10 protein-coding genes and 2 pseudogenes are annotated in these 11811 nt (G+C 50.7%); 3 read left to right on the forward strand and 9 right to left on the reverse strand.

The features are described from left to right. Positions 1 to 77 precede the first annotated feature (77 nt). On the forward strand, positions 78 to 305 hold the full coding sequence (locus PACILC2_RS22345) for a hypothetical protein (RefSeq protein WP_213530956.1): 228 nt from the start codon (positions 78 to 80) through the stop codon (positions 303 to 305). A gap of 175 nt (positions 306 to 480) precedes the next feature. Further along, positions 481 to 2292 (forward strand): NHL repeat-containing protein, encoded by a 1812-nt coding sequence (locus PACILC2_RS22350; protein ID WP_213530958.1) that lies wholly within the window; start codon positions 481 to 483, stop codon positions 2290 to 2292. Between the two features lie 99 nt (positions 2293 to 2391). Here PACILC2_RS22350 and PACILC2_RS28145 read toward each other — a convergent pair whose 3' ends face one another. From PACILC2_RS28145 to PACILC2_RS22375, 6 genes are all read right to left on the reverse strand, one after another. After that, positions 2392 to 3012, reverse strand: coding sequence for an extracellular solute-binding protein (locus PACILC2_RS28145; RefSeq protein ID WP_280515370.1), 621 nt, complete (start codon positions 3010 to 3012; stop codon positions 2392 to 2394). Further along, entirely contained in the window at positions 2937 to 3812 is an 876-nt protein-coding gene (locus PACILC2_RS28150) for an extracellular solute-binding protein (protein WP_280515371.1), read from the reverse strand. The genes PACILC2_RS28145 and PACILC2_RS28150 overlap by 76 nt, the downstream gene beginning before the upstream one ends. A gap of 215 nt (positions 3813 to 4027) precedes the next feature. Further along, the gene (locus PACILC2_RS22360; RefSeq protein ID WP_244863749.1) at positions 4028 to 5626 is read right to left on the reverse strand and encodes an extracellular solute-binding protein; all 1599 of its coding nucleotides are present in this window, start codon (positions 5624 to 5626) and stop codon (positions 4028 to 4030) included. A 77-nt stretch (positions 5627 to 5703) separates the two neighbouring features. Beyond that, on the reverse strand, positions 5704 to 6582 hold the full coding sequence (locus tag PACILC2_RS22365) for a carbohydrate ABC transporter permease (protein WP_062493055.1): 879 nt from the start codon (positions 6580 to 6582) through the stop codon (positions 5704 to 5706). A 17-nt stretch (positions 6583 to 6599) separates the two neighbouring features. Next, complete coding sequence (locus PACILC2_RS22370) at positions 6600 to 7562, reverse strand: ABC transporter permease (RefSeq protein ID WP_372447207.1); 963 nt, start codon at positions 7560 to 7562, stop codon at positions 6600 to 6602. 43 nt (positions 7563 to 7605) lie between these two features. Then, positions 7606 to 7869, reverse strand: coding sequence for a hypothetical protein (locus tag PACILC2_RS22375; RefSeq protein WP_213530962.1), 264 nt, complete (start codon positions 7867 to 7869; stop codon positions 7606 to 7608). Between the two features lie 310 nt (positions 7870 to 8179). Here PACILC2_RS22375 and gpmA point away from each other — a divergent pair. After that, a pseudogene (gene gpmA, locus PACILC2_RS29805) lies at positions 8180 to 8335 on the forward strand (2,3-diphosphoglycerate-dependent phosphoglycerate mutase); the annotation flags it as partial. A 969-nt stretch (positions 8336 to 9304) separates the two neighbouring features. On the opposite strand, the gene PACILC2_RS22385 reads toward gpmA, so the two are convergent. The 3 genes and pseudogenes from PACILC2_RS22385 to PACILC2_RS22395 form a co-directional block, all read right to left on the reverse strand. Next, positions 9305 to 9811 (reverse strand): hypothetical protein, encoded by a 507-nt coding sequence (locus PACILC2_RS22385; RefSeq protein ID WP_213530964.1) that lies wholly within the window; start codon positions 9809 to 9811, stop codon positions 9305 to 9307. Positions 9812 to 9978: 167 nt separating this feature from the next. Continuing rightward, positions 9979 to 11429, reverse strand: a pseudogene (locus PACILC2_RS29585) (DUF6179 domain-containing protein). Next, on the reverse strand, positions 11426 to 11811 hold a 386-nt coding region (locus tag PACILC2_RS22395; RefSeq protein WP_213530966.1), incomplete at its 5' end, for a DUF6323 family protein. The gene PACILC2_RS22395 and the pseudogene PACILC2_RS29585, both read right to left, overlap by 4 nt.

The following is an 11811-nucleotide window of genomic DNA, read 5'->3' on the forward strand; positions in this document are numbered from 1 at the left end:
AAAACTGCATTATCGCAGGAATTTGAACGTCCGGGTTATTAATGGCGTGAAAAAGATGCATTTTTGCAGGATTGTGAATGAAAACGAACGAATACGGCAGGGAAGCGCAACGTCGGATCAACGATGCAACGATGCACCTCTCCCCTTCTAACTACTATGGACTAAAAGTCACCGCTCCCAAACTTCCGGGGCTCGATCGTCTCCACACCGAGCTCGATCGCTTCCTTCCAGGCAGTGAAACTCAGGTTACCTCCTTTCCCGAACGCACCAGACAATTCGATAACATGTATACATCAAGGATTTAAACCGATGTATTAAGCCTTCTGATGTATAATGCCTCCGATACCCCGTCAATACCCCGTCAATACCCCGTCAACAACAATTGCGAAATTGACTGTTTATTTTCGCGGCGCTAAACTAAATCTGAAAATACAACTATCATACAGGTTATTGGGAGATGAAAATGAGGAGGGATTGCCGTTGAACGAAACGGCGCAAGCGCGTTACGAGTATGTCGCAAAGCCCAGCCGAAATTTCAACATTTTGGGTCACACCTCGATAACGGATCCTTGGGACGGGAGAGAAAAGTACGTGCTGTCCAATTTCGCCTTGGGCGGCACAGGAACGGTCGTCTTGATCGATGTTTTGACCGGCGACGGGGAATCGTTCGCTCTGCCTGTCGGCAACGGCGCCTGGGGGATTGTCAATTGGCATGATGAGAAGCTTGTGATCGGCACGTGCGTGGATCAGGCTTATTTGCATGTGTTCGATCTGAAGAGCCGAACCTGGGCCGAGCCGCTGCCTTCCGTCGGGGAGTCGTATTTCTGGCAGATGACGATCGGCTCCGACGACAAAATATACGGCGGTACATATCCCGGGTGCTCCCTGATGCAATATGACCCGATCGCGCATTCGCTCGTCAACCTCGGACGGGTCTCCGACAATGCGAAAAATAGGTACAGCCGCCCGGTATTCGGCGAAGCGCCCGGATACATTCTCGTCAATTTCGGGTTCGATACGAATGGCTGGAAAGCCTACCATATCGAGAGCGGCACATTCCGGCCATTCGGCCTCCCCGGCGCCACCATGAGAGAGATTAGCGAAGACTACATCTGCATGGAAGGCGACGGCATCTATACTTTCTACGATCCGAAGACACTGGAGCCGATCGAAGACCGCGGCTTCTCGGAAATGCTCAGTCCGCGAACGATAATCCTCCCGAACGGGCAAAAGAATCCGTTTATACGGCTGAAAAGCGGCAAACTGGTCGGCAATCGCGGACAAGAGTATTTCATTATCGACGCCCCCTCCTCCCAATCCGGCTATGAACAGCCGCTAAATGTGAAACTGAAACGGATTCCCGTGGAAGCTCCCGATACGGAAGTATTTGCGCTCGTGCCCGACAATCGCGGCCGCATTTGGGGTTCCAGCGGATTCGGGCAGACGATATTCCGGTTCGATCCGGCAACGGGCGAGTTCTGGAATTCTTCGTCAGTCTGCAATCATGGCGGCGAAGTGTACGGGATGGTGTTCGTAGGCGACAAACTTTTCCTGGCCGCTTACGTTGGCGGAGATCATATCGTTTATGATCCGGACCAGCCGTGGGACCAGTTGAACAATGTCAACCCCCGAACGCTGCGGTCGGTGGGACCGGAATTGATCCGTCCGCACGGCCGAAGCGTCATCGGTCCGGACGGGGGCGTCTGGACCGGCTGGTGGGCCAAATACGGCGTATACGGAGGCGGACTGTCAAGGGTGGACCCGGCAACGCTGGAAGTCGAAAGCTGGTACGACCCGATTCCAGGGCAAGCGGTTGCCGGTTTGGCGGCGGATGACGAATACATCTATTTCACGACGAACGGTCATGCCAACGGACTGGAAGCCCGGCGCGACATCCGCTGTCATCTCGCGATATGGAAGCCCGGCACCGGCCTTGTCCATACCGAGATGCTGCCGGAAGGCGAACAAACGGATTTCGGATTATGTGCGGCGAACGGCAAGGCAGCCTTGTGCGTCGGCAAACAGATTCGCATTTACGATGCGGTAGCGCGCAAATTCGAACGAGAAGTGACGATTGAGGATACATGCGATTGGATTCTGAAGCTGGATGAGCGGAAGGTCGGAGCATTTTGCGGCAAGCTGCTGTACGAAATCGATCTGTTCACCGGAAACTCGTCCGTGCTGTCCGAACTGCCGGGCCGAATCCGGGCCGCCACCGTAACCGCCGACGGTGACATCTACTTCTCCGTCAAAACGGCGCTGTATGTATTAAAGTCTGGGAAGCGGGCTTAATCTCTCACTTAATCTCTCAATACAATAACGATGCCTCCAATTCCACATTGCCAGTGGTCGTTGGAGGCTTTTTCATTGCGATTGAAGCGAGGCAAGACTTCATCCGCTCCGCTCGCCGTTAAACTTCGCTTCGATTCGGGCGCAAGCCTCTTCCGGACTTTCCATGTTAGCCCACAGCAAATCGAGTTCGTCGCACAGCCGCCCAATTTCCCTCTCCCCGAGCCCGAGACTCGATAGCGGTTTCGCGTAAGGCAGAACATCCAGAAAATAGTTATAATGCTCCGGATGGATGTGCGGGTTCAGCAGCTTGGCGTCTTCGGCCACAGACCTAAGCGCCGGAATCGTGTTGCTGTACGATTTGAGCATCATTTGCGCGACAGTCCCCGTCATAAAATCGATCAGCCGCTGCGCCAGACGTTTCCGTTCGCTTTTCGCATTCATCGCGAGCGCGCCTCCGAGAAGCAGCGTCGCCTTTTGACGCTTCTGCGGCATAGGGAGCACATCCCATTCGATCGATCTGTCGCGAAACTCGTTCATGCAGTAGTAGGTTGTCATTATCATCGCCACTCGTTGCTTCACAAACAAGCTTTCGGCCAGCGCAGTGTTCGCATGGGAGTAGATGGGTGAAACCTGGTGCCTGTACATCAACGATATGCAAAATTGCAGCGCCTCAATATTGCGCTCGATCGCAAACATGCAGCGCTTGCCGTCATCCGACATGATCTTTCCTTCGTTTTGCAGCAAAACACCGGCCAACGGTTGTACGAAGAGGAGAAGCAGAAGCCGTACTGGTCCGTAATCCCGCTCCCGCCCTGGTCCCGCGTGCATTGAATGGCAATTTGGAGCAAATCGTCCCAAGTCTCGATCTTCGGAGGTTCGGCGATTCCGTTCTCGCGGAAGAGAGCCTTGTTGTAGCAAATGACGACAGGCGAGAACAGGAACGGCGCGCCCAGCATGCGGCCTTTATAGGCAAACAGTTCGAAAACTTGCGGATAGCTTGTCTTTTCGTTTAAATGATCCGGCACGTATCCTTCCACATCATCCGTTTTGCGCCTGTCGATCCATTCTCTCGCATGAACGTCCGACATCATAAACACGTCGGGCCCCTGGCCGGCATCGATCGATCGGACAAGTGCGTCCGTGTAACCGTTCGTCGGCAATATGTCGAGCTCAACCTTGACGAACGGATGCAGCTGCTCGAAAGCTTCGATAATCCGATTCACGATGTCCAGCTCGTAGGAGGTCGAGAACCACGCAAGGCGCAAAACGGTGAACGACTGTTTCGTTTCGGGCCGCCTGATCCGGCTCCCCTTGCCCGGGATCTTCTCGATCAATCCGTCCGCCACCAGTTCGGCAAGCGCTTTCCGTACGGATACCCGGCTCAATCCATATTGTTCGCTTAACGTATTCTCCGGCAAAATGAAATCACCGGGCTGTAGCTCCCCCGTGACGATCTGGTCCCGTAATGCATGAAGAAAGGTGCTGTACCGTTCCATGAAATTGGTTCTTCTTCTTCGCATCGATCCATACAGCCCCTATACATGTATTTAACGTTCAGTATAACATAGACGACCCCGAAAAAGAATCCACTCCGAAACGGCAAAAAAGCGGGATTTACGCCAATTCGCGCAAAGCCCGCCTGCCGCAGACCGTCTTCACTAGCATCATAGCCGCGTCGACTCGTTCTCGATCGGTATATATCTCTGGAAACTGGCGATACTCATTCCGGCGGCTGTTATCTCTCGTCCATCCAGGCCTCGCTGGCGTCTTTAATCCGGATGGCCGCGTTTACTTCTTTGATGATGTCTTCGCCGCCCTTGCTTTTCCATTCTTCAACCATCTGATCCCATTCGGAGACAGGGCGCTGTCCGGTAATCATTTTCGTCTGTTCGTCCAGAAGGAACTGCGTCAGTTCAGCGCCTTTGGCAATTTCGGTCGGGGACATGACGACATAGTTCGGATTGGCGTACCATTTGGACTCCGAATGGTGAGTCTCCAGCTTTCGGGTCAGCTCCTGCATAATAGGCAGCTTGTATCCAGCCGGGTAATTGTTGTCCGTATCCTTGGCCGGGAAAGGAATATCAGGTAAAAATTGCGACGGGCTCAAGCTGTCCGCCGCCGCATTATCTTTGAATTGCGCCTTTCCGTCGACCATATCGTAGGCTACGCCCAGCTTGCCGAGATACCAATCGTAATCTTCGTTTTCGGGAACCCGTTGATCCGGCGGATAGAACGTGCGCGAGAAGTTCAGCAATTCCAGAATGCGTTTGAGTTTTACCGGATCTTTGCCCACTTTCGCCGAGATGACATTGAATCCGCTATAGCCGCGTCCCGCCGTCCAGCCTCGCGAACCGTCAGGCGCTTCGAATGCTTCCAGCGCGACAAATTGGGCATCGGGATGTATGGCGAGCAAGCCTTCCATGTAAGCTTCGGACATGCCGTTGACAGCGGCGATGAAAATACCCGCTTTGCCGGAGTAAAACTCCTTGTTCGTATTCCCCCAATCGAGCGCGACGAAATCTTTTGTCACCGCCCCTTCCTTATAAAGGTCCGCGAGCATCTGGATCGTATTCCGGAAGCCGGGGCCGATCGTGCCCGGAATGAACCGTCCCTGTTCGTCTTTATGGTACCATGCTGCGGGATCCCAATAAGTGCCCATGTTCAGTTTCGGATTAATGTCTTTGCCGAGCGCGATGCCGTACGTATCGTTTTTACCGTTCCGGTCGGGGTCGTCCTTCGTGAAGGCAAGGGCGACTTGCTTCAGTTCCTCATAGCTGGTCGGCACTTGCAATCCGAGATTGTCCAGCCAATCCTTGCGAACCATGATCGTAAACCCGGCTTTCGGGGCATAGGTCGGAATCGCGTAAATTTTGCCGTCAACTTTGAACTGCTCGAAGACATAGTCGGGAACGTTTTTGAAATTTGGGTATTGATCGATAAATTCATCCAGCTGCAGGAATGCGCCCTGGGCGGCGAATTTCGGATAGCGGTTCCAGGCATCGCCGCCCTCGAACTTGATCATGTCAGGCAGCGATCCCGACGCCAGAACTGCCGATACTTTCTCGCTGTACGATCCTTGCGGAATCATATTCAATTGATAATCGATGTTGAACCGTTCGTTGATCAGCTTGATCCCGGGCCGGCTGGCATCCGTCGCCGGCACATCGCCGTATTTGAAAGTCATCGCCGTAATCGTCACTTTCTTCGCGTTGTCGTCGGCGGGAGCGTCGGACGATTCCGGCCCGTTCGATTGACCTTCCGGCTTTCCTTGCGAACAACCCGCCAAGCTTAACGCCAGAACGAGCAGCACCCAGACATATGCGGTTTTTCTCAAATTCGTCCCCTCCATTTTCGATCGATACGAGACCGCGTTTTTATAAGCATGAGTCCTGAAGCCCTTTCCGCAAAGGTTTACCCTTTAATCGATCCGATCATCACCCCCTTGGCAAAATGCTTTTGCAGAAACGGGTAGACGATCAGAATCGGGACGGTCGCAACGAGAATGGCGGCCATTTGAATCGTTTCCGGCGGCGGCGGATTTTCCAGCATCGCCATATTGGCCGCTCCGAGCGCATTCACCGCGTCCGACTGCACGACGATTTGCCGCAGAATGACCTGGATCGGCCATTTCGTCGCATCGTTCAAATACAGAATGCCGGAGAAGTAATTGTTCCAGTGGCCGACCGCATAGAACAGGCTGAATGCCGCCAACACCGGCTTGGACAGCGGCAGGATGATTTTGTAGAAAATGCTCAGGTCATTCGCCCCGTCCATGATCGCCGACTCTTGAATTTCATGGGGAATATCCATAAAAAACTGGCGGAAAATAATCAGGTTGAACGGCCCGATCGCCGCCGGCAAAATGAGCGCCCAGACCGTATCGAGCAGTCCCGTCTCCTTGACAATCAGGTAGGAAGGAATCATGCCGCCCGAGAACAGCATCGTAAACAGCACCAGGAACACGATCGGCCGTTGCCCGATAATTTTTCGGGACAATCCGTATGCCATCGTCGTCGTAAACGCCAGATTGATGGCCGTTCCGATTACCGTAATGTAGATCGTAATCCACAGCGAGCGGATAAACGATTTGGAGTGGAAAATATACTCGTACGCATCCGTTGCCCATTTTTTGGGCCACAGCAGAAACTCGCTCCGCAAAAACTCGTCAAGCGTCGTGAACGATACGGAAAAGAGGTAGAAAAACGGAAACAACATGATGATCGCCAGAAGCGCCAGCGCTATGCTATTGACCCAATCAAATATCCGATCGGCAATCGAACGATATTTCATACCGGCTCCCCCTTCCCTTAATAAACGCCTTCCTGGCCGAAACGCTTGGCCAAGTAATTGGCGCCTACGATCAGCACGAGTCCGACGATGCTTTTAAACAGGCCGACCGCCGTAGCGAAACTGTAGTCCGTTTGCTGGATGCCCTTGTAGTACACATAAGTATCCAATACCTCGCCGATCTCCCGATTGAACGAATTCAGCATCAGGAAGATTTGCTCGAATCCGCTGTCCAGAACGCTCCCAAGCCGCAAGATGAACAGAATGACAATTACCGTACGAATGGCCGGCAGCGTAATATGCCACATTTTTCGCCAGCGGTTCGCCCCGTCGACTGTCGCCGCTTCGTAAAGCTCCGGATTGACGCCGGCCAGCGCGGCCAGAAAAATGATCGTCCCCCATCCGACTTCTTTCCAAATCACTTGCAGCACGATCAAAGGGCGGAAATAGTCCGGATTGGTCAAAAATCCGACCGATTGTTCCATACCCAGCACGGTTTGCAAAAAATTGTTCACCAGCCCGTCACCGCGCAGGAAGATGACGAAGATGCCGACCACGATAACCCAGGACAAAAAGTGCGGCATGTAGACGATCGTCTGAATCAGCCTCTTGTACAGCTCGCTTCTCAGTTCATTCAGAAGCAGGGCAAGGATGATCGGCGCCGGGAAAGCGAATACGATCTGCAGGAAAGATAAATAGAGCGTATTCCAGATAACGCGCACCACTTCAGGATCGGCGAAAATCGTCCGGAAATGCTGCAGACCTACCCACTCGCTTCCCCGAAATCCCAAAAACGGGCTGAAGTTCTGGAATGCGATTACAATTCCGAGCATCGGAATATACCGGTACACAAGAAAAAACAGGACGCCGGGCAGGATGAGCAAATACAGATAGCGGTCTCTCCACAGCTTGGCATAGATCTTTTTGCGCTTGTCTGCTCTCAATTGACCATTGGAATGCAGTTCGCCTGTCGAAACGGACAACTTTGTTCCCCCTCCCATGACTATAGACGATAAAACATATATGCTACATGTATTTATCTAATCGTGAAGATTGCCGGAAATAAACCGAAGTCACTTTGATTTGCGGCATCCCCATAAACCGCATGAACAACGGCCACTTCGACAGATCCGTCCCCAGTTCCAAGGAAGCGGGCGCATACTGCTCATACGGAATGCCCTTTTGCTTCAAGTACGGCTGCAATACATCGGTATAAATCGAACTTGAATCGCTCCGCAGGTATGCAACGACAAGCGGATGTCCCCGCATCGGGGATGAATCGTTAATCAAGCTGTCATCACCTCTTTTCCAGGATACGTCATAACAATTATGATACCTGTCTGTATCATGTATTCGAAAAATATTCTACGTGCACTCCAAAAACAAGTCAACAAAATTATCAACCAGTTTTTCCGGCGCCTGCCGTTTTCAGTGCCGCCGTTTCGCCAAACGGCATAAAGAATAAGAAGTCCTGTAATAATGTTTCTACTACGAAAACCGATTTACAGGTTGGACAGATGTAGATTTGACCGATAACGGATTAAAGGAAGCAAGGGGTGCGGGTAATATTTTGAAAAACCGGGGGTTTGTTTTCGATGTCGCCTTGGTGAAATATTTGGATGACCTGCCTGACGACGGGGTTATCAGCCTGAATATTCCGACCGGGACTCCGCTAGTCTGCGAGCTGGATAACAAGCTTAAACCGATAAGGCATTACTATCTGACTGTTGATGGTGAAGTCCCGGTCATAACTTAATGGCCTGCTTTATGATTCTTTTTAGCGAGAAACAAAACAACGGCTTACGGCATCTGTACATTTTGATTTCCAGCTTTCAAAGTCAAGTTTGTTCTTTCTTCAAGTATATGTTCGATGGACGGGTTATTCGAGTCGTCAATTTTTTATCTTACGATCTTTTATAGGTTTTCATCCAGTACGGTTTGTAATTCTTGTTCAATCATTTTCAGCGCTTCAGCCACTGTGATATTTTCCGATATTATATCGGGAAAATATCTCTGAGAAAGCTCGTCCATTTTGACAATGACGGGTTTAGGGAGCTCTCGCAATTTATGGGTCAACGTATTATTCGTATACTTCAGTTTATAGAACACACCCATTTTTCATCGAGCTCATGAGCCGCAGGCCTTGCCGGCAAGTCATCCGGATTTACGCGCGGCAGGATTCTCGCATATTCTTCGCCGCAAACGTATCGGATCAAAGCCCAGGCGGCTTCTGCCTGGTCGGAGTTTTCGATATCGAAAAATTTCCGACATGTTTATCCCATTTCCTGTATCCGGCTGTTCCGCGCTGACCGGCATCGAGACTACATCCCAATCCAATTCTTTATACCGTTCTCGGTTCGCTACAAGAAAACGATATAATGAAGAGTTCTCAACGGCCATTGCTATATTTCCGGCTAAGAATGGGTAACTTCTTCGTTCGACCTCATTCCGGTCCGATGTTGGCGCAGCTTCCATTTGACTTTTATCGAAGCATACTTCTGTTTGAAAACAGTCGGCAACATTTTGAAAATTTCCTCCCATGATTTCGAAGAAAACGTAAATTTGTTGTTCGAATAAAAGGACAATCCGCTCCCCTCTCCAATTCGGAGCGCCATCATGAAAGGATAGGATGAATCGGAATCGGGTCGATATAAGCCGTACTGCCTTGTCTCGTTATCGAGCGTGTTCGGAAACCGTTGGGCCAATTCAAACACCTGACTCCAGGTCATCGAATCGGTTGGTAACGGAACGTTATTCGCTTCAAATAATTTCTTGTTGAATAGAGAGCCGACCCTATAAATGTAGGCGTTAACCCGTATATTTGCCCCTCCGCATCTTGAAGACTATTCATAACCGCCGGAGTGAATTCCGATAGATTAAAATCATCTCTCTTTATCCGATCCATTAGCGAAACGAGTTGACCGTTTTCTTTCAGTACGGCATGAAATTCCATCGGCAGCACGATCAAATCCGGATTCTCATCGTTGATCAGATTGTTGACCGCAAGATTTAAATCCTCACCCGGCTTCAAATTACCCGCGACAGAAATCACATGAATATCGTAATTCGGATGCGTAGCGATAAAAAAGTCGCCGTATCTTTCATTGAAAATTTTTTCATTCCATGCCAGAACGTTTAACGTGACAGGTTCTTCGGGTCCAGTCGGTTCCTTGGAACATGCGGCCAGAACGGCAACGAACAATAATATGACCACTGCTCGAATTTTTTTCACAGCAAGCAAAACTCCTCATTCCGGGATATTATGGTTTCTAGTTGACCACGACACCAATATACCCCCAATATTTAGAATAGTCCAGCAAATTATGGAATATTTGCATTTACGTTCAAGTATATGGCGGTGCCATACATATCCGGGGCCAAGGCTGGCATCGACCCCTCTTAATAAAACTTTATCTCTTCGTAATCCATATTGCCGATCAGCGTATCGATCGCACGAATCCGCGGAGCGCTCAAACCTTTCATAAACGTGATCAAATGCTTCTGCCATTCGGGCTCCGCGTCTTTTTTCCGCGAAATGACAGCTGCAAGATCGCTCGAATCGCTCCGCAATTCCTCGTAAAACACGATCTTCGCCAGAATCGCCAACTCGATGTCGCCAAAGGAGGCATACAACGCCTCGTATTCATCCCCATATAGACAATCGCTTTCCAACATATCCAAATAATCATGCAAGGAGAAAAAATTCGATCGAATGAGCCGGACTTTTTCCTCCTTCGTTTCGCTGCGGACGATTTCGTCAAGCAATCTTCGCAGCCGGACATCGCTCATTCTGTCCTCCGCATTGAAGGAAAGGACGACGGGTTTTATTTTCTCTTCCCTGTCCGTCACGATGACCGCATGCAGGTTGTGGTGTTCGGCGGCATTGACGATTCGCCGTACAAGGTCGGTTTTGCACTGATTCATATAGTCTATCGACTTAGGGTCTGAAATTTGCAAGCTGTGCTGCAGCCTGTGCATGGCCTCATGAATCATCGTGTCGATCGCGGAAGCGTCCGCACAGGCGAACATCCGTTTCAATTGTTCGAATTGATAGGATGAAATTCTGACTTGGTTGGCGCCGCCCCCCGACAAAATGGAAAACAGAGCATGATGGAAAACCAATTCAAAGATGTTGAATAATTCGATCCGATAATCGAATCTGCACACGCTGCCGAAGTTCTCCAGCAAACGGAGCAGATCTTCTTGATTAAACTTGAGACAAAAACGGTTCTCGATTTGCAGACGCTCCAAATACTGTTTCATGTAGAAGACGCCCTGCAGGCGCATATCGTCGACAGCCAAAGGATAATCGATGCTGGCCATCGTATTTTGAGCTTCGAAAATGATGCCGTATTTTTCAGAAACAGGGGCAAAGATTCCTCGATCGTCGTGTTGTAGGCCTCGACCGGAACGTCCAGTTTCTGCTGTCTGACTTCATCGTAAAGCCGCTTTGTTTCGTCGAAGCATTGACGGACTCGTTCGACTCCTTGTTCATACAGCTTTGCGATGTCGGCAGTTTTCAGGCAAGCGATCGCTTTGTCGTGATCCTCTAAACTTAACAAATAAGCATCTGCTGCATACAGGATGGAGGCCAGCATGCTTTCCGCCGTTTCGGCGGTTACGGAAGAGCTTTCTCCCTGCGTATACCGTCTGATCACATTTTGCAAAATGAGCAGCAACTGATTCTGGATGCGGTAAATCTCCCGATCGTTCAAGAGGCCGGCGCGCTGCCCTTCGTTCAGGAGGGATAGCGTATACGGGTTTCGCTTTAACGACGACGGATTAATTTTGCCCCGGGTAGCCGGCGTTTGGTTGCCGTTTGCGGCATGGCCATAGCGGTCAGGCTTCACTCGTCATCATCTCCTTCGCGCATCATCTCGTCACGCATCGCTTCGATTCTGAAATCCGCCGCGAACGTTTCGAGCCTGCTTCTTAATAATTCCAAGGAACCCGCGCATTCGTTGTCAAAGTAATCTTTCATAATCCCGATCAGCTTGGCATCGCCGATCTTGTCTTCGGTTTCGTTTTTGAAATAGTAGAAGATTTCGTGGAGCTCATTCAGCGTGGATGCGTAATGATCCTGGCGGATATACGGCGATTCGGAAAAAACCTCGATGATCTCTTTGGTCGCTTCGATCCCGAGCTCCAACCGTCCGTAGCTGTGAAGCGCTTGATTTCTTGCGGCCATCAGCTGTTTGATGTCATCGGGGGCAAGCGTCAGCCCGAACGTTT

Source organism: Paenibacillus cisolokensis (genome assembly GCF_018403665.1).
Taxonomy (GTDB): Bacteria; Bacillota; Bacilli; order Paenibacillales; family Paenibacillaceae; genus Paenibacillus_AH; species Paenibacillus_AH cisolokensis.

Bases quoted from the DNA above. Each gene is read 5' to 3' on its own strand.
- PACILC2_RS22345 (WP_213530956.1), top strand. From the start codon at position 78: ATGAAAACGAACGAATACGGCAGGGAAGCGCAACGTCGGATCAACGAT.
- PACILC2_RS28145 (WP_280515370.1), bottom strand. From the start codon at position 3,012: ATGTCGGATGACGGCAAGCGCTGCATGTTTGCGATCGAGCGCAATATT.
- PACILC2_RS28150 (WP_280515371.1), bottom strand. From the start codon at position 3,812: ATGCGAAGAAGAAGAACCAATTTCATGGAACGGTACAGCACCTTTCTT.
- PACILC2_RS22365 (WP_062493055.1), bottom strand. From the start codon at position 6,582: ATGAAATATCGTTCGATTGCCGATCGGATATTTGATTGGGTCAATAGC.